This window comes from Micromonospora vinacea (genome assembly GCF_015751785.1).
GTDB lineage: Bacteria > Actinomycetota > Actinomycetes > Mycobacteriales > Micromonosporaceae > Micromonospora > Micromonospora vinacea.
In genome coordinates this window covers 3,741,992-3,767,042 of sequence record NZ_JADOTY010000001.1, presented here as the reverse complement: position 1 = coordinate 3,767,042, position 25,051 = coordinate 3,741,992, and the positions used below count along the sequence as shown (strand labels likewise).

Here is a 25,051-nt window from a genome sequence, read left to right as displayed (position 1 = left end):
CTCCTACCGCGAGAGGCAGCATGATGGAGACCGCTCTCGACGTGCACCGCGCCCTCACCGACGACGAGCTGCGCCGGTTGGACGCCTACTGGCGCGCCGCGAACTACCTCACCGTCGGGCAGATCTACCTGCTGGACAATCCGCTGCTGCGGGAGCCGCTGACCCCCGACGACATCAAACCCCGACTGCTCGGGCACTGGGGCACCAGCCCCGGCCTCAACCTGATCTACGCCCACCTCAACCGGGTGATCGTGGCGCGCGACCTCGACGCCATGCTGGTCACCGGCCCCGGCCACGGCGGCCCGGCCATCGTGGCCAACACCTGGCTGGAGGGCACCTGGTCGGAGCGCTACCACGACGTGGCGCGCGACGAGGCCGGGATGGCCCGACTGTTCCGCCAGTTCTCCTTCCCGGGCGGCATCCCCAGCCATGTCGCGGCGGATGTTCCGGGTTCGATCCACGAGGGCGGCGAGCTGGGGTACGCCCTGAGCCACGCCTACGGCGCCGCGTTCGACCACCCGGACCTGCTGGTGACCTGCGTTATCGGCGACGGCGAGGCGGAGACCGGGCCACTGGCCGGGAGTTGGCTCTCCGACGTGTTCCTCAACCCGGCGCGCGACGGCGCGGTGTTGCCCGTCCTGCACCTCAACGGTTACAAGATCGCCAACCCGACCGTGCTGTCCCGGATCCCGGAGACCGACCTGCTCGACCTCATGCGCGGATCGGGTTACCAGCCGTACGTGGTGGCCGGCGACGATCCCGCCCAGGTGCATCGGACCCTCGCCGCGACGCTGGACCGGGCGCTGGACGAGATCGCCGAGATCCAGCGGCGGGCCCGCTCCGGGGGTGTCGTCGAACGCCCCCGCTGGCCGATGATCATTCTGCGGACGCCGAAGGGCTGGACCGGCCCACGTGAGGTCGACGGCACCCAGGTGGAGGGCACCTACCGCGCCCACCAGGTGCCGCTGTCGGGTGTCCGCGACAACCCGGCGCACCTGGCCGAGCTGGAGCACTGGCTGCGCAGCTACCGGCCGGAGGAGCTGTTCGACGCCACCGGCGCGCCGGTGGACGAGCTGCTGACGCTGCCGCCGAGCGGCGACCGGCGGATGAGCGCCAACCCGGTCACCAACGGCGGCGTGGTGCTACGCGACCTGACCCTGCCGGACTTCCGCGACTACGGTGTGGAGGTTCCCGAACCGGGTACCCCGATCGCCGGCGCGACAGGGGTGCTCGGCCCGTGGATCCGCGACGTGATCAGCGCCAACCCGGAGACGTTCCGGCTGTTCGGCCCGGACGAGGTCGCGTCGAACCGGCTGGGCGCCGCCTTCGAGGTGACCGACCGGGCCTGGGTTGCCGCCACCGTGCCCGGCGACGACCACCTCTCCCCCGACGGGCGGGTCATGGAGGTGCTCTCCGAGCACCTGTGCCAGGGCTGGCTGGAGGGCTACCTGCTGACCGGCCGGCATGGCGTGTTCACCAGCTACGAGGCGTTCATCCACATCGTCGACTCGATGCTCAACCAGCACGCCAAGTGGCTGAAGGTGACCCGGGCCATCCCCTGGCGGCAGCCCATCGCCTCGCTGAACTACCTGCTGTCCAGCCACGTCTGGCGGCAGGACCACAACGGCTTCTCCCACCAGGACCCGGGCTTCATCGACCACGTCGTCAACAAGAAGGCCGAGGTGGTGCGGGTCTACCTGCCGCCGGACGCCAACACGCTGCTCGCCACGATGGACCACTGCCTGCGCAGCCGGCACTACATCAACGTGGTGGTGGCCGGTAAGCAGGCCGCCCCGAACTGGCTGACGATGACCGAGGCGATCCAGCACACCCGGCGTGGCCTGGGCATCTGGGAGTGGGCCAGCAACGACGGCGGCACCGAGCCGGACGTGGTGCTCGCCTGCTGCGGAGACGTGCCCACCCTGGAGACGTTGGCGGCCGTCGAGCTGCTGCGGCAGAACCTGCCGGCGTTGAAGGTGCGCCTGGTCAACGTGGTCGACCTGATGCGACTCCAGCCGGACACCGACCACCCACACGGCCTGACCGACAACGAGTTCGACACCATCTTCACCCAGGACCGGCCGATCATCTTCGCGTACCACGGTTACCCGTGGCTGATCCACCGACTCACCTACCGCCGCAGCAACCACGACAACCTGCACGTGCGCGGTTACAAGGAGGAGGGCACCACCACCACCCCGTTCGACATGGTGATGCTCAACGACCTGGACCGCTTCCACCTGGTCATCGACGTCATCGACCGGGTACCCGGGCTGGCCGCCAGCGCCGCGCACCTACGCCAACGGATGGTCGACGCCCGGCAGGCGGCCCGCGACTACACCCGCCAGTACGGCGAGGACGATCCCCAGGTCGCCGAATGGCGCTGGGTCCGCGAAACCGACCCGACCACCCCCTGAAGGAGGACGACGTGCGCGACGCGGAGATCCTGGTCGGCTACGACGGCTCCACCGACGCCTCGCTGGCCCTGGGCTGGGCCGTGGAGGAGGCCCGGCACAGCGGCCAGCCGGTGCGCCTGGCGTACGTCTTCGAATGGTTGACAGTGGCCAGCTGGGTCGGCCCGGGGGTGGCCCCCGGCGTGTGGCCCGACGACACCGCCCGTCGGCAGGTCGAGGACCTGGTCCGCAAGGCCGCGGCGGATGCCACCGCGGCGAACCCCGGCCTGGAGATCACCGGCGAGGTGTACGACGGGCCACCCGCGCTGGTGTTGCAGGAACGCTCGGCCGAGGCCGGGATGCTGGTGCTCGGCAGCCGGGGCCACGGCGGATTCGGCGGCCTGCTGGCCGGGTCGACGGCGGTGTCGGTAGCCGCGCACGCCCACTGCCCGGTCGTGGTGGTCCGGGACGGGGCCGGCAGCGCCGCTACCGACCAGTCGAGCGGACCGGTGGCGGTCGGGGTGGACGGCTCCGAACCGTCGCTGGTGGCGCTCGGCTTCGCGGCCGAACGGGCGGCGCAGCGGCAGCTGCCGCTGCGCGTCCTGCACGCCTGGACAGCGGGCCCCGGCGGGGCGGCCGGGGTGCCCGACGAGCGGGCCGCAGTGGAGCAGGCGCTGGAGCCGTGGCGGCGGACGTTCCCCGAGCTGGCGGTGACCGTCGACCTGGTGTCGACCAGCCCGGCGGCGATGCTGATCGAGGCGAGTCGGGGCGCGCGGTTGATCGTGGTCGGCAGTCGGGGACGGGGCGGGCTGGCCGGCATGCTGCTCGGCTCGGTCAGCCAACAACTCATCCAGCACGCCGCCTGCCCGGTCGCCGTGGTCCGCGAACGCTGACATCAGCCGGGCGGGGCCGCACCCGCGGGCACGGCGGCCTGGCCCGGGGTCACCGCCGCGCGGTCGTCGGGTCGGACGGGTCGAGGGAGAAGAACTCCTCCTCTTCCTGAGCCAGGTGCAGACGCAGCACCGCGTCCAACCCGTAGAGGGTGGCCAGCAGGTCGGGAACCTGGTCGGGGCGCAGCCGACCGTCGGCGGTCTGGGCGAGTTGGGCGCCGAGCAGGTCCACCTGGCGGCGGATCTCCACGTGTGCCCGGCTCATCGTGGACGTCGCCTCCCCGCTGCCCAGCGGGGAGGCCAGCGCGGGGTAGAGCTGTCGCTCCTCGGCAGCCTCGTGCGGCAGCACGTGTTCGGTCAACCGCCGGTGCGTCTCGCGTACCGCCGGCAGGCACCTCGGCGACGCCGGGTCGGTGGCGACCAGGTCGGCCGTGTCCCGCAACCCGGCCAGCACGTCGCGTACCACCTGGTGTTCCCCCGCGTAGTGGGCGAGCAACTCCCGGGTACGCGGCGGGACGTCGCGCCGGCGCAGCCCACCCCCCAGTGCCCGCAGCGCGTTGAGGATCACCAGCACGTCGATGCCCTCCTGCAGGAACGCGCCAGCGACCGGGGGCAGCCGTCCGACCGCCGCCACGAGCATCGCCAGCACAGCCAACCCCATCCCGACGGTGGCGCTCTGCACGGCGATCCGCCGGGCGTACCGGGCGATCTCCACCGCGTCGGCGAGCCGGTCCAGCCGGTCCACGGTGAGCACCGCGTCCGCCACGTCCGCTGAGGCGCTCGCGCCGGTCGCCCCCATCGCGACGCCCACGTGCGCCTCAGCCAGCGCGGGAGCGTCGTTGACCCCGTCGCCGACCATCACCGTGACCGCCCGGTCGGCCTCCGCCCGGACCCGGGCCACCTTCTCCTGCGGCGTGCAGCGGGCAAGCACGTCGTCCACCCCGACCATCGCCGCGACCTGCGCGGCGGTGGTCGGTTGGTCGCCCGTGACCAGCACGATCCGCCGCAGCCCCGCCGCACGCAGCCGGCGTACAGTCCGGCGAGCGTCGGAGCGCACCGGATCCTCCAGCAGGATCGCGCCGAGCGGTCCACCCTCGTCGCTGACCCACACCGCGGACCAACCGGCCAGCTCGGTGCGGGCCCGCGCCCGATCTGCCCACTCGGGCAGCTTCCCGGTGACCTGACCGACCCGGACCACTCGGCCGTCGACCCGGCCGCTGACCCCCCGTCCCGGCTCCTCGGTGACGCCGGTCGGCTCGGTCAGTGTCAGCCCTCGATCGCGAGCCTGCCGGACCAGCGCGGCGGCCAGCACGTGCGGAGACAACTGCTCCACCGAGGCCGCGAGGCGCAACACCTCGTCACGATCACCACCCGGGGCGACGACCGTCTCGGCGGCGCGCGGGCGGCCGGCGGTCAGCGTGCCGGTCTTGTCCACCAGCAGTGTCCGAGCCCGGCCGAGCAGTTCCAGCGCTCCACCGTCGCGGACCAGGACCCCGCGCCGGGCCACCCGGGACAGGCCGGACACGATCGCGATCGGGGTGGCCAGCAGCAGCGGGCAGGGGGTGGCCACCACCAGCACCGCCACCGCCCGGACCACGTCGCCGGAGAGCAACCAGCCCAGCCCGGCCAGGACCAGCGTGAACGGCACGAACGCCGCGGCGTACCGGTCGGCCAGCCGCACCATCGGGGCCTTGCGGGCGGTCGCCTCCTGGGCCAGCCGGACGATCCCGGCGTACGTGCTCTGCGCCGCGTTCTTCGTCGCCCGCATGCCGAACCCCGCACCGGCGTTGACCACACCACTGGCCACCGCCTCCCCGGCGGCCCGCTGGACCAGCCGCGACTCCCCGGTCACCACCGACTCGTCCAGCGTGGCCGCCTCCTCGACCGTCCCGTCGACCGGCACCACGTCCCCCGGGCCGACCAGCAACCGGTCCGCCACCGCCACCCGGTCCAGCGGCACCACCTCGATCGCGCCGCCAGGCCCACGCCGACGGGCGGTACGCGGAGCGCGCGCCAGCAACGCCCGCAGGTCGCGGGTCGCCCGGCGCTGGGCGTACGACTCCAACGACCGCCCGGTCGCCAGCATCACGGCGATGACCGCCCCGGCCAGGTACTCCCCGACGCCGAGCGCACCGGCCAGCGCCAGCACGGCGATCACGTCCACTCCGAAGTGCCGGCGCCACAACGAGCGCAGCATCGACCACGCCGCCGGCAGCAGCGCGGCCACCGTGACGGCCGCCCAGATCAGGTTGGCCGCATTCGGTCGGTCCGCGATCCGCAGCGCCACGCCGGCCAGCACCCCGAAGCCGAGCCCGAACAGCGGCGCCCACGCCCACCACCGCCGCACGCGTGCGCGGACCGGCTGCTCCGGTACGCACTCGCTCGGCTCGGCCCCCACCTGCGCATCGTCGCAGCCGGTGGGCGGCCAACGGCCGGACAATGGGCGTTTCGCCCGGTCGACGGAGGTCGTGACGGTGCCGGACCTGGTGCGGCGGGCGTAACGGCCCGGCGGGGTCGGGACCTGCGGCCCCTGCGCGCGCACCACTAGATGACCCAGGATGAGGCGGCAACCCCCGACGCGGCGACGTGTCGTACGGCACGATGAGCAGAGACGGAAAGGTCGTGACCATGAGTCAGGAAAGTCGACTGACCACCGCGCTGGCGGAGGCCGCCGCCACCGCCGGCCACGCTCCCTCGGTGCACAACACCCAGCCGTGGCGCTGGCGGGTGCTGCCCGACGCGTTGGAGTTGCGCTCGGTCGCCGACCGACAGCTCGCCGCCACCGACCCCGAGGGGCGACTGCTCGCGATCAGCTGCGGCACCGCCCTGCACCACGCCCGACTGGCGCTGGCCGCCGAGGGGTGGCGCGCCGTGGTGGAACGGCTGCCCGACCCCGCCGACAGCGAGTTGCTGGCCCGGCTGACCGACCTCAGCCACACCACTGCCGACCCGGACGCCATGCGCCTGGTGCAGTGCATGCAGGTGCGACACACCGACCGGCGGCCGGTCAGCGACGAGCCGGTTCCGCCCACGGCGATCGAGGAGATCACCCGGGCGGTCAGCGCGGAAGGTTGCCGGTTGCAGATCCTCGACCGTGACCAGGTGCTGGAGCTGGCCGCGACCGCCGCGCACGCCGACACGGTCGAGGCCGAGGACCCGGAGCTGCGTACCGAGCTGGCGTACTGGACCAGCCGGGCCGGCTCGGGCACCGGCCTGCCGGCGGAGGTGCTGCCCGAGCAGCCCGCGCAGACCACAGTGCCGGGCCGCGACTTCGGCCGGCCCGGCAGCCTGCCGGTGGGCCCGGGCCACGACCGGATGGCGGTGTACGCGATGCTGCACGGCGACGAGGACGAACGGGACAGCTGGTTGCGCGCCGGCGAGGCGCTCTCCGCCGGTTGGCTGACCGCCACCCGCCTCGGCGTGTCAGTGGTGCCGCTCAGCGCGGTGGTGGAGGTGCCGGGCACCCGGCAGACCCTGCGGCAGCTGCTCTCCGGGATCGGCTTCCCGTACCTCGTGGTGCGTCTGGGCATCGCGGACCCGGCACACTCCGGTCCGCCGCACACGCCGCGGTTGACCACCGCGCAGGTGGTCGACACCTCCGCCGTCCGTTGACGGGTCTGGCGACGAGCGGCACCGGCGCTACCATCCCCCGGTGACCAGCAGCGCTCCGTCGCCCCGTCAGGAACCGTCCCCGACACCGTCGCTCGGGCTGAGCCCGCTGTCCCGGGTCCGTCTCGACGAACTGCTCCAGGAGATGCTGGTCCGGGTCGGCGAGGTGGTGACCAGCCGGGAGCGCCTGCGGGCCCTGCTCGACGCGGTGGTCGGCATCGGCACCAACCTGGACCTGCGCACCACCCTGCAACGCATCGTGCAGGCGGCCTGCGAGTTGGTCGGTGCCCGGTACGGCGCGCTCGGCGTGGTCGGCCCGGACCGGCTGCTGCACGACTTCATCGTCCACGGCATCACGCCCGAGCAGCATGAACAGATCGGCGACCTGCCGCACGGGCGGGGTGTGCTCGGCCTGCTCATCGACGAACCCCGGCCGCTGCGGATGCCCGACATCACCCAGCACCCCCGCTCCTACGGGTTCCCGGCCAACCACCCGCCCATGCACAGCTTCCTGGGCGTGCCGGTCCTCATCCGCGACCAGGTCTTCGGCAACCTCTACCTGGCGGAGAAGCAGGGCGGCGCGCAGTTCACCGAGGACGACGAGGAGATCGTCGTCGCGCTCGCCGCCGCCGCCGGCGTGGCCATCGAGAACGCCCGCCTGTACGCCCTGGCGCACCGGCGGGAACGCTGGCTCGCCGCCACCGCCGAAATCACCACGGTGCTACTCGGTGAGGTACGCCGTACCGACGCGTTGGCGTTGGTCGCCCGCCGAGCCCGCGAGGTCGCCGAGGCCGAGCTGGCGCTGGTGCTGCTCTACGACACCGACGCCGAGCAGTTCTCCGTGGAGGTCGTCGACGGCGCCGACGAGCAGGCCCACGCGCTCGTCGGTGCGGTTCTGCCCGCCGCCGACACCAGCTTCGGCGCGGCGGTCGCCGAGGGCCGGCAGGACCAGGTGGACGACCTGGCGCACGCCGCGCCCTGGCCGGCGCTGCTGCACACCGGCCAAGCGATGATCTCGCCACTCACCACCGCCGAGACCCTGCACGGCGTGCTGATCGTGGCACATCGGCCGGAGCGCGGCGGTGGCGCCAGCGAGGAGGACCTGACGCTGCTGGGCAGCTTCGCCGGGCAGGCCGCGCTGGCGATGGAACGGGCGCGCGGCCAGGAGGAACGGGAACTACTGGTGGTTCTCGAGGACCGCGAGCGGATCGCCCGCGACCTGCACGACGTGGTGATCCAACGGCTCTTCGCCACTGGCCTGCAACTTCAGAGCGCCGCCCCGATGGCCCGCCCGGAGGTGGCCAAGCGGATCAACGCGGCCGTCGACGATCTGGACGCCACCATCCGCGACATCCGCCGGACCATCTTCGAGCTGCGTACGCCGATGACCTCGGAGCTGCGCACCGAGATCCGTGAGGCGATCGAGGCCGCCGCCGAACCGCTGGGTTTCAGGCCGCACCTGGAGCTGACCGGGCCGGTGGACAGCGCCGTGCCGGACGCCATCCGCCCGGACCTCACCGCCGTGCTGCGCGAGGCCCTGTCGAACGTGGTCCGCCACGCGCGGAGCACCCGCGTCGACGTCGCCGTACGCGTCGACGCCGGCCAGGTCACGGTGACGGTCACCGACAACGGGGTGGGCTGTGACCCGGCCGCCGCCCGGGGTGGCCTGGTCAACCTGCGTGAACGCGCCAACCGCCTCGACGGCACCTTCACGATCACCGGGGTCGATCCGCACGGCACCGAGGTGCGCTGGGCCGTGCCGCTGCGCGACTGACTGCCGCGACCCCGGTCAGGGCGTCTTGCCGAGCAGACGCGTGGCCAGAACGGCGGCCTGTGTGCGGCGCTCCAGGCCCAGCTTGGCCAGCACGCTGGAGACGTAGTTCTTCACCGTCTTCTCCGCCAGGAACATCCGCCCGGCGATCTCCCGGTTGGTCAGCCCCTCGGCCACGTACTCCAGGATCCGCCGCTCCTGCTCGGTGAGCGACTTCAGCTCGCGCGGCTGTTCGACGCCGTTGCGGATGCGCTCCAGCACCCGGGTCGTGATCGCCGGATCGAGCAGTGACTGCCCGGCCGCGACGCGACGCACCGCGTCGACCAGGTCGGTGCCACGGATCTGCTTGAGCACGTACCCGGCGGCACCCGCCATGATCGCCGCGAACAACGCCTCGTCGTCCTCGTACGAGGTGAGGATCAGTCCCTTGATGGACGAGTCGACGGCGCGGATGTCACGGCACACGTCGATGCCGTTGCCGTCGGGCAGCCGCGCGTCGAGGATCGCCACGTCGGGCCGCAACGCCGGGATGCGGCGGGCCGCCTCCTGCGCCGAGCCGGACTCGCCGACCACCTCGATGTCGCCGCTGCTCTGCAACAGGTCGGCCAGGCCACGGCGGACGACCTCATGGTCGTCGAGGAGGAACACACGGATCATTCCTCGTTTCTACAGGCTGCCGGTGGCCCACCGCACGGGCCGAAGGTCCCGACCGGCCCGCAGCGAGCGGGCGCTCGGACCCGGCTGGTCGGGACGTCCGGCCCTGCTCGGCGACCACCGAACGATGGACCGTGAACGTACGCCGGCCAGCGCGGCACCACCCGCCGCCGGCCCAGCCGGAGAGGAGCACCGCCATGGACATCGGCTACACCGCAGCCCAGCTACGGACCGCCGCCGTGGACGCGGTCCGGGCACCGTCGTTGCACAACACCCAACCGTGGCGGCTGCGGCTGCGCGACGGCGGCATCGAGGTGCTGGCCGACCCTTCCCGCCGGCTACCGGCGACCGACCCGAGCGGGTGGGGCGTCCGGATCGCCTGCGGCGCGGCGTTGTTCAACCTGCGGATCGCCCTGGCCGTGGCCGGCATCCCGGCCCGGGTACGGCTGCGCCCCGACCCGGCCGAGCCGGACCTGCTGGCCCGGCTGGTACCGGACCTTCCGCGCCGACCCACCCCCACCGAGCAGAGCCTGTACGCGGCAATGCCACGCCGATTCAGCAACCGCCAGCCGTTCTGGCCGGACCCGGTGCCGGCCGACGCCCGGTGGCGCCTCGGCGAGGCGGCCCATGCCGAGCAGTGCTGGTTGGAACTGCTGATCGGGGTGAGCGCGGTCTCCGCGTTCGGAGAGCTCGCGCGCAGCGCGCACCGGGTGCTGGAGCGCGACCCCGCGTACCGGGCCGAACGGGAACGGTGGCTGCGCCGGGAGCCGACCCCGGACGGCGTGCCCAGTTCGGCCGGAGGTCCGCAGGGCGAGCCGCAGGACGTCCTCCCGACCCGCGCCTACGGTGGGCGTGACCGCGCCCCCGGGCGGGACTTCGAACCGGAACCCCTGGTGGGGGTGCTGGGCTCGGTGGGCAACACCGCCGTGGACCAGGTGATCGCCGGGCAGGCCCTGCAACGCCTGCTGCTCACCGCCACGGACGCCGGACTCAGCGTGTCGATGCTGTCCCAGCCGATCGAGGTGCCCGCGGCGCGGGAGCAACTGCGGCTGTCACTGGGACGGTTCGGCACACCGCAGATGGTGCTGCGGATCGGGTACGGCCAGCCAGGTCGGCCGACCCCGCGACGTGGCGTCGACGAGGTGTTGGACCTGCCGGTGGCGCAGACCTGAGCGGCCCAGGGCTCAGACGGCGAGCAGCGCCGCCTCCCGCTCGGGGTCAAGGCCCACCGGCTCCCGGGCCGGTCGACCGGCGCGCGGCGGCACCGACCCCACGGCGGTCAGCCAACGCCAGGTGTCGGCGACGGTTTCGGCCACCGGTCGGCAGGTCAACCCCGCGGCGTACGCCTTCTGCACGCCACGCTCCTGCAACCACCGGAACTCGTGACCGCGCGGTACCCAGATCGGCAGGTCGTTCCACGGGACCACGCCAGCGGCCAGGATCGGCTCCGGGTCGGTCCACCGCAGTCGGGCGTCGGAGCCGGTCACCGCGACGACCGAGTCCAGCAGCTCGCCCATGGTGGTGTGCCCCGGGTGGCTGATCACGTTGAACGCGCCGCCCGTTCCCTCGACGGCCCGGTCCAGCGTCCACCGGGCCAGGTCGCGCACGTCGACGTACTGCACGGGCAGGTCGGCCGGGCCCGGCGCGAGCACGTCACCGCCCCGGGACACCCGCCGCAGCCACCAGGGCAGGCGGCCGATGTCCTCCCCCGGCCCGAGGATCAGCCCGGCACGCACCAGCAACGCCCGCTCGCCGTAGACCTCCGTCGCGGCCAACTCCCCGCCCGCCTTCAACTGCGCGTAGTCCCCCTCGGTGGCGTCGGCGCGGGCCTCCACCGTGGACGCCTCCTCGCCGACGTTCGCCGGGACCGGCGGGGCGTAGACCGAGCCGCTGGAGACGTAGGCGTAGTGCGCGACCGCGCCGGCCAGCGTGCGGGCCGCGTCCCGTACCGCCCGTGGAGCGCCGTCCCAGGTGTCCACCACGACGTCCCACTCGCCTCCGGCCAGAGCCGCCAGGCCGTCCGGGGCGGTGCGATCACCACGCAACCGGTGTACGCCGGGCGGCACCATGCCGTGCAGCCCGCGGTTGAACACCGTCACCGACCAGCCACGGCGGACCGCCTCAGTGACCGTCGCCCCGCCCACGAAACCCGTACCGCCCAGCACCAGCAGTCTCATGCGCTCCACACTGCCGGCCCGGGTCGGCGGAGGACACCCCTGTTCGCCGGCAGCGGATCTGCCCGTGGCAGAACCCCGAGGCGGTGCCGTCCAGCATGCAGGAAAGCCGCCCCGGGCATGGTCGACGAAGCCGCCGATTGCGAAACTGCTTCAATCATGTCCAGCTCACCGCTGTCCCTGCCGCAGCCATCCGCGCGGGCCCCCGAGTTCGGCCGGGACGCGCTCATCGTCTGCGAGAACCTGGTGCGGATCTACCAGACCGGTTCGATCGAGGTGCAGGCACTACAGGGGCTGGACCTGGCAGTGCAGAGCGGTGAGCTGGTCGCCGTCGTCGGCGCCTCCGGATCGGGCAAGTCGACGCTGCTCTCCATCCTGGCCGGCATCGACGCCCCCACCGCCGGGCGGGTCCGCGTCGACCGGTGGAATCTGCTGGCCATGTCCCGCGCCGACCGGGTGGACTACCGGCGGCACACCGTCGGGTTCGTACGGCAGCAGACGGCGAGCAACCTGATCCCCTACCTGACCGCACGGGAGATGGTGGACCTGCCGATGACGGCGGCCCGCACCGCTAAGAAGGAGCGCCGGGAGCGCGCGGCCGAACTGCTGGACAGCCTCGGTGTCGCCGACTGCGCCGATCGGCGCCCCGGGCAACTCTCCGGCGGGCAGCAGATGCGGGTCGCGATCGCTGTGGCGCTGGCCAACCAGCCGCGGGTCCTGCTCGCCGACGAGCCGACCGGCGAGCTGGACGCCGCCACGTCGGCTGAGGTCTTCGGCGTGCTGCGGGACGTCAACCGGCGCTACGGCGTCACAGTCGTCGTGGTGACCCACGATCCGGAGGTCAGCGGCCAGGTCGAACGGACCGTCGCGATCCGGGACGGGCGCACCAGCAGCGAGGTCCTGCGGCGCACCACCACCAACGCGGAGGGCGACACGCACATGACCGCCGAGGAGTACGCGGTGATGGACCGGGCCGGGCGGGTCCAGGTGCCCCGCGAGTTCCGCCAGGCGCTGGCGCTGACCCGACGGGTCCGGCTGGCCCTGGAACCCGACCACATCACGATCCACCCCGACTCGGGAAGCGGCGAATGAGCAACGAGCCGCTGCTGAGCGTGCGCGGTGTACACCGGCGCTTCCGCACCGGGCCGACAGTCGTCCACGCCCTGAACGGCGTGTCGTTCGACGTGGCCGCCGGTTCGATGGTGGCGCTCGTCGGCCGGTCCGGTTCGGGCAAGACCACCCTGCTCAACGTCATCGGCGGCCTGGACCGCCCGGACGCCGGCACCGTGCACGTCGACCGCACCGACGTCACAGCGCTCGACGAGGACGGCCTGTCCCGGCTGCGGCGCGAGAAGGTGTCGTACGTCTTCCAGAGCTTCGGGTTGATCCCGGTGCTGTCGGCCGCCGAGAACGTTGCGGCCCCGCTGCGGATGGCCCGCGTCGCCCCGGCCGAGCGCGAGCGGCGGGTCGAGTTGCTGCTGGAGCTGATCGGCCTGGCCGACCACGCCCGGCAGCGGCCGGCCGAGCTGTCCGGCGGCCAGCAGCAGCGGGTGGCGATCGCCCGCGCGCTGGCCGCCTCGCCCCAGCTTCTGCTCGCCGACGAGCCCACCGGGCAACTGGACGCCGAGACAGGCCTGTCGGTGATGGCCCTGCTGCGCGGGATAGTGGAATCCGAAGGCGTCACCGTCCTCGTGTCGACGCACGACGCGGTGATGATGGCCCTGGCCGACCGGGTGATCCGCATCCACGACGGGCACCTCGACGAGCAGGCGGCCGAGCAGCCGTACGCACCCGTGCCGGACGCCGGGTGACGCGACGATGAGGCTGGTCAGCCGGCGCGCCCGCGCGCAGTGGCCGTTGCTGGCAGCCCTCCTCGGGGTCGTCACGATCGGCGCGACAGTGCTGGGTACCTGCACCCTGCTGGTCACCCGCACCGCCGAGCGGGCGCTGGAGGTCGCCATGTCCCGCGCCGCCCCCGCCGCCGTCGACGTGACCGTCTACACCGGCGCCGTCGAGGGCCAGCACACGCCGTCCGTCGCCGCCGACACCCGCACCGTGGTGGCCTCCGCGCTCACACCGTTCCCGGCGACCACGACCGCACGGGCGTCCACGGTGCTGCGGGCGCTGCCGCCCGGGCTCGCCAAGGGCACCACCGTCCCGGCCCAGGCGTACCTGTCGGGGCTGGACGACCTGCCCACCCGCGGCGAGTTGGTCACCGGGCGCTGGCCACAGCACCCTGGCGACGCGGTGCTGCTGGAATCCACCGCACAACTGCTCGGCCTCGCCCCCGGTCGCCGGGTGCGCCTCGGCGCCGAACTGGCCCACGCGCCCGTCCCGGCCATCGACGTGACAGTCGTCGGTGTCGTACGCCCCCTGCCGGGACGCGGCTGGGACCGCGACCCGCTCGCCGCGGCCGGCTCCGCCACCGGCTACCGGGACGGCCGCTTCATGCAGCCGGTCAACGCCTACGGCCCGTTCCTCGTCGACCTCGCCGACCTGGTCACCACCGGTGCCACAGTCGACCGGATGGAGGTCACCGCCCATCCGGACCTGTCCCAGCCCAACCGCCACGACCTGGAGACCGTGGCCGGGGCCATCCGCACCGCCGACCGCCGGCTGGCCGGCACCCTCGGCGACCGTGTCGGGCTCGCACGTGTCTCCTCCGACCTGCCGCTGACCCTGCGGTCCGCCGACGATCAACGGCAGGTCACCGCCGCCGTCGTGCTCGCCGTCGCCGTCCTCGGCGGTGTCCTGGCCGCGACGGCACTCGTCCTCGCCGGCCGGCTGACCACTGGCATACGCGCCGACGAGACCGCCCTGCGGTCCGCCCTGGGCACCAGCCGTCGCCAACTCGCCGCCACCGCGGCACTCGAGGCCGGGCTCGTCGCCGCCGTCGCCGCCGCGCTCGCGATACCGGCCTCGTCGGCTGTGCACGCCGGCTTGACCCACCTGCCGCCGATGGACGACGCCGGCCTGACCGTCCGGCCGGCCATCGCCGGTGCCCAGGTCCTCGCGGTCACCGGCGGCGCGCTGGTGCTCGCCGCTGTCCTCACCGTCCTGGCGATCCGGCCCGTCCCGGTCGCCGGCGACCAGCGCACCCGCCGCGAACTGCTGGCCCGATCCGGCGCCGACTTGATGCTCGCGGTGTTCGCCGCCGCCGGCTGGTGGCAGCTGTACGCGCAGCCCTCCACCGCCAGCCCACGCGCCGACACGGTCCGGGTGCTCGCGCCGGCGCTGCTGCTCACCGCGGGCGCCGCCCTGGCTCTCCGGGTGGTACTGCCGGCCCTTCGCGGCGCGGACCGGCTGGCGTACCGCGCCCGCGGGCTGGTCCTTCCGCTGGCGGTCTCCGAGACCGCCCGCCGGCCACAGGCGGTCGCCGCCGGGCTGCTCGTCGGACTGGCCTGCGCGGCCGGAACCTTCGGCCTCGCCTTCGACAACACGTGGCACCAGTCGCAACGCGACCAGGCCGCGCTCTCCGTCGGCACCGACCTGGCACTCACCCTCAGCACGGCGCCGGTGCCCGGAGAGGGCGCGCTCGTCGGCGCGGCCACCGCGGGGGCCGTGAGTCCGGTCCTCGACCGTGGTACCGCCGTCGGTCAGTGGCTCGGCGGCGCCGGCGATGCGCCGCGCCTGGTAGCCGTCGACACCACCCGCGCCGACGCGCTGCTGCGCGGGCGGCTGGACGGCGACCGCGGATGGGCGGACGTGGGCACCACGCTGGCGCCACGCACCCGGGTCACCGGCCTCGCCGTTCCGACCGGGGCCCCGCTCGTCCTGAGCGGGACAGCCGCCGGTGACACCCCGCTCGCCGTGACGCCCCGGCTGCTGCTGCAGGACACCACCGGTCTCCGGACGTCCTGCACCGGTCCCGCCGTACCGCTCGACGGTCAGGACTTTCGGCTGCCCGCCTGCGCGACGGCTGACGGGCAGCGCCTCGTCGCGGTCGCCCTGCCGATCACCTCCGACGCGGTCGGCCGACCCGTCGCCGTAGCCGTCACACTCACCGTGCCGTCCGCCGGGTCGGCGGAGAGGCCCACCCACGGATCGGATTGGACCGCCACGTCCGCGCCGCCGGTCCCGAGCAAGGTGAACGACCTGACCGTCACGGCGTCCGCCACGCCGACGGGAACCGCGCTGCGGATGGCCGCGACCGTCGACCTCGGCGGCGCCGACGACGCCGCCCGGACCCTCGTCGCCACCGCTTTCCCGGACCCGGGCCCGGTGCCCGTCGCCGTCTCCGCCCGCTTCGCCAGCGAGGTCGGCGCCCAGAGCGGCAGCCAGCTCAGCGTCACGGTCGGCACCACGCCCGTCCCGGTCGTCGTCGCCGAGGTCGTCCCGACCGTACCGTCCGCCCCGGGCGCCGTCGCCGTCCTGGCCGACCTGGACGCGCTGTCCCGGGCACGCGCCGTCATCGGCGACCTGACGTTCCCGGTCGACGCCTGGTGGGTCGGCCACCCAGCCGGTCCCGGTGCCGCCGAGCGGGCCACCGCCCTGCACCTGGGCACCGTCGCGACCCGCGAGGCGGAGACCGCCCGCCTCACCGGCGGCCCGCTGAGTGCCGGGGTGCCGGCCGCGCTCCGGCTCATCGTCCCGGCCGCGGCCCTGCTGCTGCTCGCCGGCGTCGTCCTGCACGTCACCGGTGATCTACAGGTCCGGGCCGTCGAGGTGACGCGGCTGCGCGGCCTGGGGATGTCCCGACGCGGCATCCGGGCCGTGCTGCTCGGCCAGCACGCCGGCGTTCTGCTGCCCCTGCTCGCGGCGGGCGCGGCCGTCGGCACGCTCGCCACCCGCGTCGTCGCTCCCCTGCTCGTGCGCTCCGACACCGGCGCCGCGCCCGTTCCGGCCCCCCAGCCACACTGGCCGTGGCCAGCCGAGGCCGCACTGCTCGCCGTCCTGCTGGCCGGATGCATGCTGGCGGTCGCCGTCGTGGTCACCGTCCAGGTCCGCCGGGCCGACGCCGCGCACCTGCGGGTGTCGCCGTGAACAGGTGGCTGACCCGCCGGTGGCCGGCGCCGCACTGGCCCAGCATCCGCGGCCGAGGCCGTACCGACGCGGGGCCGCTGCTGCTCACCGCCGCCGTCATCGCGGCCGTCACGCTGCTCGCCGGGGCCGTGCCGGCGCTGCTCCGCGCCGCCGCCGACGACGCCGTCCAGGACACGGTCCGCCGCGCTGGCACCGACGCGAACGTCCTCGTCCATGCCAACTGGGAACGCGACGACGGGCCGACCGGCGGGCGGGTGCGGATGCCCGGCCTCGCCGAGGCCATAGACGACTTCCGCGCCCGGGCGACCGACGCGCTCGGGCCCGACCTGGACGCCGCGCTGCTCCCGCCCGTCGCCGCCGTCAACGGCCCGATCCTCAGCATCACCGGCGGCAGCGTGCCGCGTACCTTCCAGTTCACCTACCTGGCCGGTGACCTCGGCGGCCCGGACGTGACCTGGATCGCCGGCAGCCGGCCCGGCCCCGCCGTCTCCGACGAGTACGTCGAGACCCCCTACGACGGACCGCCCTGGCCGGTGCAGGTCGGCCTGTCCGAGGAGGACGCCACAGCACTCGACCTCGGCCCCGGCGACCGCATCCCGGTCAGCGACGGCCAGGGTCGCGACAAGGACGTCCGGATCAGCGGGATCTACCGACCCGCGGACAGCGCCGACCCAGCGTGGCGACTCGCCCCGGCGCTACTGCGCCCCGTACCCGGCGCCGACGGCGTGGGGACCACCCGGTTCGCCGGCCTGCTGTCGCGCGAGTCGTTACCGGACGCCCGGCTCGCCGTCGACGAGGACCAACTGCGGCGCACCGTCCACTTCGCACCCGTTCCCGAGGCGCTCACCTGGGACGCCACCGCGGCGCTCGCCAGCCAGGTGGTCAAGCTCAAGGCGGCTTCCGGCTCATCAGGCGACCGCGAACAGTCCCTGCTGTGGGAGTCGCAACTCGACACCGCCCTGCGCGACGCCCGTACCCGGAACAGCGCCGCTTCCGCACAGGCCGCCGTCCTGCTCGCCGGGGTGCTGACCGCCACGGTACTGGTCCTGCTGCTCGCCGCCGACCTGCTGGTCCGCCGCCGTACCCCGGTGCTGAGCGCCGCCCGGCAGCGTGGGGCGGCGCTACCCGACCTCGGCGCGGAACTGATCATCGAGTCCACAGTGGTGTCCCTGTCGGCCGCCGCCGTCGGGCTCGCGCTCGCCCGCGCGGCCGCACCGGGCGTCTCCTGGACCTGGGCCGTTCCCGTGGTCCTGGCCGGTGCCGTCGCCGGGCCGACGTTCGGCACCCTCACCGCCGCCCGCGCCAGCCGCGACCGGCGCCAACCCGCCAACCCGGCCGCTCGGCGCTGGATCCGGGCCACCGGCCAGTTGCGCCGCGCCGCCGTGGAGGCCGCTGTCCTGATCGCCGCGGTCGCCGCCTTCGTCACACTGCACCAGCGCAGGCTCCTGCCCGTCGCCTCCGACGGCGACACCGGTGAGCTGACCGGAGACCTGATCCTGCCGATCAGCGCCCTCACTCTGGGCGCGCTCGTCGGCTCGCTCGTCCTGCTCCGGCTACTACCCCTCGGGGCACGGTTCGCGCTCCGACGGGCCCTGCGCTCGCGCCGCCCGCTGGCCGTGTTCAGTGCCGCCCAGGCGGCCACAAAGGCCGGGCGCGCGCTGCCGCTGCTGGTTCTGGTCAGCACCACGGCGCTCGCGTCGTTCGCGCTCATCCTCGGCACCACAGTCACCCGGGGCCTGGCCGACGGCGCGTGGAGCACCGTCGGCGCCGACGCCCGCCTCGACGTCGGCGCCGACGCCGCCACGCCCGCACTCGCCGAACGCGTCGCCGCCGCACCGGGGGTGGAGCAGGTCGTCGTCGCGCAGGTCACCGACTCGGCACGCGTCTTCACCGAGTCGACACTGCTCACCCCACGGCTGGTCATCGTGGACACCGCCGCCTTCCAGCGCCTGCTGGCCAGCACTCCGCTGCCCGACGCACCGGCGCTGGCCCGGCTCACGGCACCCGGTCCCGGCCCCGGGGACATCCCAGCGTTGGTCCGATCAAGCGACGGTGCTCTGCGGACCGGCACGCGGCTGCAACTACCCCGGGACGGCGCCCCGGCGATCCGTCTCGCCGCGGTCGGTACCGCTCCCTCCGTCGGCGGCGCCAACGACGTCGTCATAGTGGACACCGCAGCCCTCGCCGAGGCCGGGCTGCCCGCCGTTCCGAACACCGTCTGGGTGACCGGTCCCGGCGCGGCGCGGGCCGTGTCGAACACCGGCGTCGCCGCCGACGTCGTGCTGCGCGCGGACGCCCTGCGGGCGCAGCGAGTGGCTCCGCTGACCGAAGGGCTACTACGACTGGCGTGGACGGCCGCCGCGGTGCTGCTGGCGCTGGGAGTGCTCGGCCTCACGCTCGCCGCAGCCGCCGGTGCGTCGGAGCGGTGGCAGACCCTGACCCGGCTGCGGACCCTCGGCCTGCGACCACGCGACGTCCGCTGGGTCGCTGCCGGAGAGCTGCTGCCGCCGGTCGTGGTCGCCGCGGTGTGCGGCCCGCTACTCGGGGCCCTGCTCGCGCGCCTGACGCTCGGCCCGCTCGACCTGCGGCTGCTCACCGGCCAGGGCGACGACCCGGCGACGGTCCTGCCGTGGTGGCTGCTGGGCCTGGCGAGCGTGGCGCTGCTGGCGGCGGCCGCCACCGTCGTACCTGTCGAGTCGGCGCTGCGGCGACGCGACCGGCTGAGCGAGGTACTCCGCGCCGGCGAGTGACGGGCCCGATGGCCAGGTGGCGCTCGACCGCATCGCCTCGGACGCCGAAGCAGAAAAGCCGAGGCCCGTTACCGGATATCCGGTAACGGGCCAGCCGATCAACTTGCATAGATGGTGGGCGATACTGGGTTTGAACCAGTGACCTCTTCCGTGTCAAGGAAGCGCGCTCCCACTGCGCCAATCGCCCGTGGCGGCCCCGTGGGGCGCATCGCGAGCGGACGACGGGATTCGAACCCGCGACCCTCACCTTGGCAAGGTGATGCGCTACCAGCTGCGCTACGTCCGCACGTCCCCGGCAAGCGCCGGCGACAGGTGAACTCTACCCGACGCCAAGATCGCTTGGCACGGCGCCCTCGTCGGTCGTGGTTGCGCTGGTCCCGGCCGGGGTACTGAAGGGTCCGACAGCGCACCACACCCCCTTAAGGAGGCTGTCGTGGGTATCGGCACCAGCATCTTCCTGATCGCGCTCGGCGCGATCCTCACCTTCGCACTGGACGCGAGCGTCGGCGGCATCAACCTCGACGTGGTCGGCTGGATCCTGATGGGCGCCGGCGTCCTCGGCCTGATCATGACCACGCTGATCTGGGGTCGCCGCCGCCAGGTGGTCACGACCACCGAGCAGCCGGTGGAGTACCGGCAGGTCGAGGAGCGGCGGGACATCGCGCCTCCGCTGTGACACGACCACTTCCATCGCTGGCGGAGCCGCCAGATCAACGTGATTCCGGGTCGGCCGCCTTCGGCGAGGCGGCCGACCCGTCTCACCCGCAGCCCGCACCGCTCACCGCATCAGCTCATTGAGCGTGCCGTAGTCGAGGGCGTCCGCCAGCGCGCCGTACGTACCCGCGCCGAGCGCCTCGTCGGCCGCGCGGCGGGCAACCGCGTACGCGGCCTCGGCCACCGAGGAGCCGAGGCTCACCCGGGCCACCCCCAGCCGGGCCAACTCGTCCACCGTCGGCGCACCCGGCCCGGCCAGCACGTTCAGCGGCGCCGGCACCGCCTGCACCAACACCCGGATGGTCACCGGGTCGACCACCCCCGGCACGAAGATGCCGTCTGCGCCAGCGGCGAGATAGGCGCGAGCCCGGGCCACGGTCTCGTCTACATCCCCGGCACCACTGAGAAACGTGTCGATCCGGGCGTTGACGAAGAGTGCCACGCCCGCCGCGTCGGCCGCGCCCCGCACTGCGCCGATCCGGGCGCACTGGTCGGGCACGTCGCGCAGCGGCGGGCCGGCCCCCCGTCGGGCGTCCTCGACGTTCACTCCGACGGCGCCCGCGTCGATCACCGCTCGGGCGGTCACGCCCACCTCCGCCGGTGTCGCCCCGTACCCCGACTCGATGTCCGCGGTGACCGGCAGCGACACGGCGGCGGTGATCCGGCCGATCAGCTCGACGGCTACGTCGCGACCGAGGACGTCGCCGTCGGACGCCCCCAGGCTCCAGGCGACGCCAGCGCTTGTGGTGGCCACCGCGCGGACGCCGGCCGCCGCCACGATGCGGGCGCTCGCGGCATCCCAGGCGTTGACCAGGACCAGCGGCGACCCGGCGGTGTGCAGGGATCGGAACAGTTCAGCTCGGGTGTGGTGTTCGCTCACCCGGCAAGTCTCGGGTGACCCCGAGCCTGGCGATAATGTTTCAGTCCCAGCTAAATCCACCGGGGGTGCCGTGGTCGCCATCAGCCTGTCGGCGGGCGCTGTCGCCCGCGTCCGGTTCGCCGTCTCCTGCCTGTGGGAGGTGGTCGCGAGCGTCCGTGTGCTGCGCGACCCCGGCGACCATGCCGTCCATCTGCCCTGGGTACGCCGGGTCCGTCCACCGCTGCTGGACGCCGGGTTGGTCGGCCCGAACGGCGGGCTGCTCTGGCAGCTCGTTCCGGCCCCGCCCGGCTACCTGGCCGACTTCCTCACCCCGCCACACACCGGCCTCATCCCGGATCTGGCCGCCGAACTCGCCGCCCTGCGCGCCACCCCGGCCGCCACCGTGCGCGCGCACCTGGACCTGTACCCGGGTGAGCGCACTCCAGCGCTCGCCGCCCTGTACGCCGACCCGCCGGCCGGGCTGCGCCGGCTTTCCGAAGAGATCGAGGCGTACTGGCGGATCGCCCTGGCCCCGCACTGGCCCCGGCTGCGGCTGCTGCTCGACGCGGACGTCACTGCCCGCGCCCGCATCCTCGCCGAGGACGGCGCCGCGGTGCTCCTCAACGACCTGCATCGGCAGGTGCGGTGGGAGGATGACACCCTGCTCGTCGCCCAGCGGCACTGCCTGGCCCCGGACGTCACGGACGGCCCGGGCCTGGTGCTGGTTCCGTCCGTCTTCGTCTGGCCGTCGGTGCTGAGCGTGTCCGCCGGGGACGCGCCACAACTCGCCTATCCCGCCCGCGGGCTCGGCGCCGTCTGGGAGCGTCCGAACGGCGTGCCGGAAGCGTTGGCCGCCGTGATCGGTCGGGGGCGGGCACGGCTGCTCGCCGAGCTGACCTCGCCGGTCAGCACCACCGAGTTGGCCCGCCGTAGCGAGATGTCACCCGGCGGGGTCTCCCAACACCTCACCGCACTCCGCGCGGCCGGTCTGGTGGTGACCCACCGAAGGGGCCGGACGCTGCTCAGCGCCCGCACCGACCTCGCCGAGGCGCTGCTCTCCGCCAGCGGGTAGGCGTCGCGGCCGGCGAGTGGGCCAGCATGCCCCGGTGGTGCCGGCGGCGGAATCAGAACTCGATGACCAACCGGCCGCGCACCCCTCCGGCCTCCAGGAGCTGATGCGCCCGGGCCGCCTCCTCCGGCGGGAACCGGCCGGCGACCCGCAGGGTCAGCGCACCCTCCTCGGCAAGCCGCCGAAGCAGGTCGAGTTTGTCACGGCGGCCGTCGTACTCGTGCACGTACGCGGACACCATGTCGATCCTCCGCTGGTCGGCCTGCGCCCGCAGCACCGGATCCGGCCCGCCGCGCAGCAGCGCGACGGCACCACCTGCGCGCACCGCCGGCAGCAACGCCCCGCCGAGCAACGCGGCGTCGACAGCGGCGTCCACCCCGTCCGGGGCGTGCTCCCGGAAGCGGTCGGCGACATCGGGACCTCGGGTCACCGTCACGTCGGCGCCGAGCGCATTGACCAGTTCGATGTCGTCGGGCGCCGCGTCGGCCAACACCCGGTGCCCGGCGGCCTTGGCGAGCTGTACCGCGTACCCGCCGACGGCGCCGGCCGCTCCGGTCACCGCGAGGGTGCTGCCCGGTGGCAGCCGCAACTGGTCCAGGGCGTGCAGGGCGGTCAACCCGTTCAACGGCAGGGTGGCCGCCTCGGCGGGTGACACGCCCGCCGGCGCGGGCGCCACCCAGGTCTCCGGGAGCACTACCCACTCGGCGTACCCGCCGCCGGCCGCCCGGGTCGGATTGATCATGGCCATCACCGGGTCACCCGGGGCGAGAGCACCACTGGTCCCGGAACCCACCTCGTCGATGGTGCCGGCGATGTCCTGACCGGGCAGCAGCGGGTCGCCGCCGCGCAGTCGCACCGGCGTCATGCCGGCCCGGATCAGCGTGTCCGCGGGGTTGACCGCCGCGGCGCGTACCCGGATGCGGACCTCACCAGGGCCGGCGTGCGGCGTCGGAAGGTCGACCACCCGCAGCACCTCGGGCCCGCCGTAGCGCAGCAGTCCAACCGCTCTCATGCTCGACTCCTCATTCGGGTGACCGGCCGACCACCGTGTCCGGCGGTCAGTCCAGGCAGGTGAGCGCGACTTCCGCGTAACGCGTCAGCGCTGCCCGGTCCGGGTTGATGGCACCCATCACCCGCAGACCCTGGAGACTGGTCACCAGGAAGCCGGCCAGGTCGGTGGCACTACGGTCGGTGGTGACCTGACCGCGCAACTGCGCCTCGGCGAGCAGGTCGTAGAGCGCCAACTCCAGGGACTGGGTGGTCGAGCGGAGCCGCTCGGCGACCCGCACATCCTGGTGCGCCCGTTCCATCGACGCTCCGACGATCAGGCAGGCGAGGTGCCGGCCGTCTCCGGTGATGTCGTCCACGGTGCCGATGAACACCTCACGGATGACCTCTCGCGCGTCGTTGCCCGAGCGCAGCAGGTCGACCATCGGTGTGGCGTAGCGCTGTCGGTACAGGTCGAGCACCGCCAGGTAGAGGCCGTCCTTGCTGCCGAACGCGGCGTAGAGCGAGCCGCTGCCCAGGCCGGTCGCCTCGGAGAGGTCCCGCATGGAGGTGCCCTCGTACCCCTTGCGACGGAACACGTCCATGGCAGCGTTGACCGCGGCGTCGAGGTCGAACTCACGAGTGCGGGCCATGGCTGAACGCTACCCGCTATCTGGAACGATCGACAAAGTACCGCCGGTCACAGCCGTCGAATCGAGCTGTTTCCGCTGGCCGAAGGGGTTGCCGGCCGCCGCGTTACGATCCAGATCATGGAGCCTCTCGACACGGTGCTGGCCGCGCACCGGGCGTACCTGCTCGGTTGGAACATCGGCGTCGCCGGGGGCCCGGACCTCCCGACCTACCGCAGTGAGGTGCCGCACGCACCCCTCAACGGCGTGCTGCGGGTCGCCGGGCGCACACCGCAGGACGCGCTCGCCGAGGCCCGAAAGCGCCTGCACGGCGTACCCCGAATCTGGTGGGTTGGCCCGGACAGTGACGCCGGCACCGCGGACGGCCTGGTCTCGCTCGGTGCGCTACAGGTCGCCCGGATGCCGATCATGACCGTGGGGGTCGGGGAGGTGTCCGATGCGCCGACTCCCGCCGGCGTACGGATCGCCGAGACCGCCGACCTCGCCACGTTCGTCCCGGCGTATGCCCGAGTGTCCGGAATTCCGGCGGACGGCGTCGCGGCGACGATCGAACGGGAGAAGGCGTTCACCGGCGACGGCAGTGTGCTCCGGCTGGCCGGTCGCCTCGACGACGGCCGGATCGTCGCAACGGCCGTCGCCTGGATCAGCCACGGTCTGGTCACCCTCTACTTCGTCGGCACGCAGCCGGAGCAGCGACGCAGGGGCATCGGCGCGGCCATGACCAGGGCCGCCGTCGAACTGGCTGGCGAACGGGGTGCCCGCACCGCCGCCCTCACCTCGTCGGCCGTCGGCGAGTCGGTCTACCGCGGCCTCGGCTTCCGGCCGGTGGGCGAGTTCCGCCTGTTGACCTTCTGAAGGCGATCGCGAGGCTGCCCGGCAACCAGACTGGATCACGGGTGACCACCCGACGGAAACCATTGACTACGGGGTTCAGACAGCGTTGTCTTTTACTGGCTCCCGGGGAGGTGCGACAGTGATCGACGATGTGTCCCTCGTGTTCTGCGTGACAGCTGACGTGTCGGTGCGCGAGCGGATGGTCCGGCGCCTGGACGGCCTCGGCACCCTGGTGATCTGCACCGACCTCGCGGAGTTGCAGGCGATGATCGGCGGACCGGTCATCAGCGGGCCGGCGCGACTCCCCTCCGCCGCCGCCTCCGCCCCCGCTCCGATCGCAGCCGCTCCCGCCGTCGGCGTCGCCGGCCAGATCAACCTCGGTGACCTCACCATCGACCCCCTCGACCACCGGGTGACGTGGCGCGGAGAACCGCTGGCCCTGACCCGACTCGAGCGCAACCTGCTCACCCAGCTCGCCACCGCACCGGTCGGCGTCTGGACGTACCAGAGGCTCTTCGAATCGGTCTGGGGATGCGCGTTCCTCGGCGACACGTCGATCCTGCACTCGGCCGTGAAGCGGTTACGTCGCAAACTGCATGCCGTCGACGACACCCTGCGCGTGCACACCGTCCGAGGTATCGGCTACCGACTCAGCGTCGACTGACGACCGTCTCACCACAAGCGAAACGGCTCGTCACCGGGTCTTCCGGTAAC

General features: G+C 73.6%; 19 protein-coding genes, 2 tRNA genes and 1 pseudogene. 13 read left to right on the top strand and 9 right to left on the bottom strand.

Annotated features, from left to right (window positions below):
- Positions 1-23: 23 nt before the first annotated feature.
- Positions 24-2,417: a phosphoketolase family protein gene (locus tag IW249_RS17915; protein WP_196924834.1), complete on the top strand. Its 2,394-nt coding sequence runs from the start codon at positions 24-26 to the stop codon at positions 2,415-2,417.
- Positions 2,418-2,428: 11 nt separating this feature from the next.
- Complete coding sequence (locus tag IW249_RS17910; protein ID WP_196921803.1) at positions 2,429-3,286, top strand: universal stress protein; 858 nt, start codon at positions 2,429-2,431, stop codon at positions 3,284-3,286.
- A gap of 49 nt (positions 3,287-3,335) precedes the next feature.
- Here the strand turns inward: IW249_RS17910 and IW249_RS34295 are convergent, their stop codons facing one another.
- Both IW249_RS34295 and IW249_RS17905 read right to left on the bottom strand, forming a co-directional pair.
- Positions 3,336-3,779: a hemerythrin domain-containing protein gene (locus IW249_RS34295; protein WP_269215425.1), complete on the bottom strand. Its 444-nt coding sequence runs from the start codon at positions 3,777-3,779 to the stop codon at positions 3,336-3,338.
- A gap of 39 nt (positions 3,780-3,818) precedes the next feature.
- Positions 3,819-5,681: pseudogene (locus tag IW249_RS17905) on the bottom strand (heavy metal translocating P-type ATPase); the annotation flags it as partial.
- Positions 5,682-5,911: 230 nt separating this feature from the next.
- Between IW249_RS17905 and IW249_RS17900 the strand changes: the two are divergent.
- Both IW249_RS17900 and IW249_RS17895 read left to right on the top strand, forming a co-directional pair.
- The gene (locus IW249_RS17900) at positions 5,912-6,895 is read left to right on the top strand and encodes an Acg family FMN-binding oxidoreductase (protein WP_196921801.1); all 984 of its coding nucleotides are present in this window, start codon (positions 5,912-5,914) and stop codon (positions 6,893-6,895) included.
- A gap of 97 nt (positions 6,896-6,992) precedes the next feature.
- Positions 6,993-8,666, top strand: a complete 1,674-nt coding sequence (locus tag IW249_RS17895; protein WP_196924833.1) for a sensor histidine kinase — start codon at positions 6,993-6,995, stop codon at positions 8,664-8,666.
- A 15-nt stretch (positions 8,667-8,681) separates the two neighbouring features.
- Here IW249_RS17895 and IW249_RS17890 read toward each other — a convergent pair whose 3' ends face one another.
- Positions 8,682-9,320: a response regulator gene (locus IW249_RS17890; RefSeq protein ID WP_196921800.1), complete on the bottom strand. Its 639-nt coding sequence runs from the start codon at positions 9,318-9,320 to the stop codon at positions 8,682-8,684.
- Positions 9,321-9,514: 194 nt separating this feature from the next.
- Here IW249_RS17890 and IW249_RS17885 point away from each other — a divergent pair, with 194 nt between their 5' ends.
- On the top strand, positions 9,515-10,489 hold the full coding sequence (locus IW249_RS17885; protein ID WP_196921799.1) for an Acg family FMN-binding oxidoreductase: 975 nt from the start codon (positions 9,515-9,517) through the stop codon (positions 10,487-10,489).
- 12 nt (positions 10,490-10,501) lie between these two features.
- On the opposite strand, the gene IW249_RS17880 is transcribed toward IW249_RS17885, so the two are convergent.
- Entirely contained in the window at positions 10,502-11,494 is a 993-nt protein-coding gene (locus tag IW249_RS17880) for an NAD-dependent epimerase/dehydratase family protein (RefSeq protein ID WP_196921798.1), read from the bottom strand.
- Positions 11,495-11,650: 156 nt separating this feature from the next.
- On the opposite strand from IW249_RS17880, the gene IW249_RS17875 reads away from it, so the two are divergent.
- Genes IW249_RS17875 through IW249_RS17860 form a run of 4 tightly spaced genes read left to right on the top strand, consistent with a single transcriptional unit; the run spans position 11,651 to position 19,224 of the window.
- Positions 11,651-12,583, top strand: coding sequence for an ABC transporter ATP-binding protein (locus IW249_RS17875; RefSeq protein ID WP_196921797.1), 933 nt, complete (start codon positions 11,651-11,653; stop codon positions 12,581-12,583).
- The gene (locus IW249_RS17870; RefSeq protein WP_196921796.1) at positions 12,580-13,302 is read left to right on the top strand and encodes an ABC transporter ATP-binding protein; all 723 of its coding nucleotides are present in this window, start codon (positions 12,580-12,582) and stop codon (positions 13,300-13,302) included. The genes IW249_RS17875 and IW249_RS17870 overlap by 4 nt, the downstream gene beginning before the upstream one ends.
- A 7-nt stretch (positions 13,303-13,309) precedes the next feature.
- Positions 13,310-16,474 (top strand): permease, encoded by a 3,165-nt coding sequence (locus tag IW249_RS17865; RefSeq protein ID WP_196921795.1) that lies wholly within the window; start codon positions 13,310-13,312, stop codon positions 16,472-16,474.
- Positions 16,471-19,224: an FtsX-like permease family protein gene (locus tag IW249_RS17860; protein ID WP_196921794.1), complete on the top strand. Its 2,754-nt coding sequence runs from the start codon at positions 16,471-16,473 to the stop codon at positions 19,222-19,224. Before IW249_RS17865 ends, IW249_RS17860 begins: the two co-directional genes overlap by 4 nt.
- Positions 19,225-19,336: 112 nt before the next feature.
- On the opposite strand, the gene IW249_RS17855 is transcribed toward IW249_RS17860, so the two are convergent.
- A tRNA-Val gene (locus tag IW249_RS17855) sits at positions 19,337-19,411 on the bottom strand.
- A 26-nt stretch (positions 19,412-19,437) separates the two neighbouring features.
- A tRNA-Gly gene (locus IW249_RS17850) sits at positions 19,438-19,510 on the bottom strand.
- Positions 19,511-19,657: 147 nt separating this feature from the next.
- Between IW249_RS17850 and IW249_RS17845 the strand changes: the two genes are divergently transcribed.
- The gene (locus IW249_RS17845; RefSeq protein WP_091400768.1) at positions 19,658-19,900 is read left to right on the top strand and encodes a DUF6458 family protein; all 243 of its coding nucleotides are present in this window, start codon (positions 19,658-19,660) and stop codon (positions 19,898-19,900) included.
- A 102-nt stretch (positions 19,901-20,002) separates the two neighbouring features.
- Here the strand turns inward: IW249_RS17845 and IW249_RS17840 are convergent, their stop codons facing one another.
- Complete coding sequence (locus IW249_RS17840) at positions 20,003-20,818, bottom strand: isocitrate lyase/PEP mutase family protein (RefSeq protein WP_196921793.1); 816 nt, start codon at positions 20,816-20,818, stop codon at positions 20,003-20,005.
- 70 nt (positions 20,819-20,888) lie between these two features.
- Between IW249_RS17840 and IW249_RS17835 the strand changes: the two genes are divergently transcribed.
- The gene (locus tag IW249_RS17835) at positions 20,889-21,869 is read left to right on the top strand and encodes an ArsR/SmtB family transcription factor (protein WP_196921792.1); all 981 of its coding nucleotides are present in this window, start codon (positions 20,889-20,891) and stop codon (positions 21,867-21,869) included.
- A gap of 52 nt (positions 21,870-21,921) precedes the next feature.
- Here IW249_RS17835 and IW249_RS17830 read toward each other — a convergent pair whose 3' ends face one another.
- Together IW249_RS17830 and IW249_RS17825 are read right to left on the bottom strand one after the other, a co-directional pair.
- Positions 21,922-22,878, bottom strand: coding sequence for an NADP-dependent oxidoreductase (locus IW249_RS17830; RefSeq protein WP_196921791.1), 957 nt, complete (start codon positions 22,876-22,878; stop codon positions 21,922-21,924).
- A 46-nt stretch (positions 22,879-22,924) separates the two neighbouring features.
- Positions 22,925-23,506 carry a TetR/AcrR family transcriptional regulator gene (locus IW249_RS17825; protein WP_196921790.1) on the bottom strand — a complete coding sequence of 194 codons (582 nt, stop codon included), beginning with the start codon at positions 23,504-23,506 and terminating at the stop codon, positions 22,925-22,927.
- 117 nt (positions 23,507-23,623) lie between these two features.
- Here IW249_RS17825 and IW249_RS17820 point away from each other — a divergent pair, with 117 nt between their 5' ends.
- The gene (locus IW249_RS17820; RefSeq protein WP_196921789.1) at positions 23,624-24,358 is read left to right on the top strand and encodes a GNAT family N-acetyltransferase; all 735 of its coding nucleotides are present in this window, start codon (positions 23,624-23,626) and stop codon (positions 24,356-24,358) included.
- Between the two features lie 118 nt (positions 24,359-24,476).
- A complete protein-coding gene (locus IW249_RS17815) occupies positions 24,477-25,001 on the top strand; it encodes a winged helix-turn-helix domain-containing protein (RefSeq protein WP_372432973.1) in 525 nt (174 codons plus the stop codon).
- Positions 25,002-25,051: the final 50 nt, after the last annotated feature.

Bases quoted from the DNA above. Each gene is read 5' to 3' on its own strand.
- IW249_RS17915 (WP_196924834.1), top strand. From the start codon at position 24: ATGGAGACCGCTCTCGACGTGCACCGCGCCCTCACCGACGACGAGCTG.
- IW249_RS17900 (WP_196921801.1), top strand. From the start codon at position 5,912: ATGAGTCAGGAAAGTCGACTGACCACCGCGCTGGCGGAGGCCGCCGCC.
- IW249_RS17890 (WP_196921800.1), bottom strand. From the start codon at position 9,320: ATGATCCGTGTGTTCCTCCTCGACGACCATGAGGTCGTCCGCCGTGGC.
- IW249_RS17885 (WP_196921799.1), top strand. From the start codon at position 9,515: ATGGACATCGGCTACACCGCAGCCCAGCTACGGACCGCCGCCGTGGAC.
- IW249_RS17880 (WP_196921798.1), bottom strand. From the start codon at position 11,494: ATGAGACTGCTGGTGCTGGGCGGTACGGGTTTCGTGGGCGGGGCGACG.
- IW249_RS17875 (WP_196921797.1), top strand. From the start codon at position 11,651: ATGTCCAGCTCACCGCTGTCCCTGCCGCAGCCATCCGCGCGGGCCCCC.
- IW249_RS17870 (WP_196921796.1), top strand. From the start codon at position 12,580: ATGAGCAACGAGCCGCTGCTGAGCGTGCGCGGTGTACACCGGCGCTTC.
- IW249_RS17865 (WP_196921795.1), top strand. From the start codon at position 13,310: ATGAGGCTGGTCAGCCGGCGCGCCCGCGCGCAGTGGCCGTTGCTGGCA.
- IW249_RS17830 (WP_196921791.1), bottom strand. From the start codon at position 22,878: ATGAGAGCGGTTGGACTGCTGCGCTACGGCGGGCCCGAGGTGCTGCGG.
- IW249_RS17825 (WP_196921790.1), bottom strand. From the start codon at position 23,506: ATGGCCCGCACTCGTGAGTTCGACCTCGACGCCGCGGTCAACGCTGCC.
- IW249_RS17820 (WP_196921789.1), top strand. From the start codon at position 23,624: ATGGAGCCTCTCGACACGGTGCTGGCCGCGCACCGGGCGTACCTGCTC.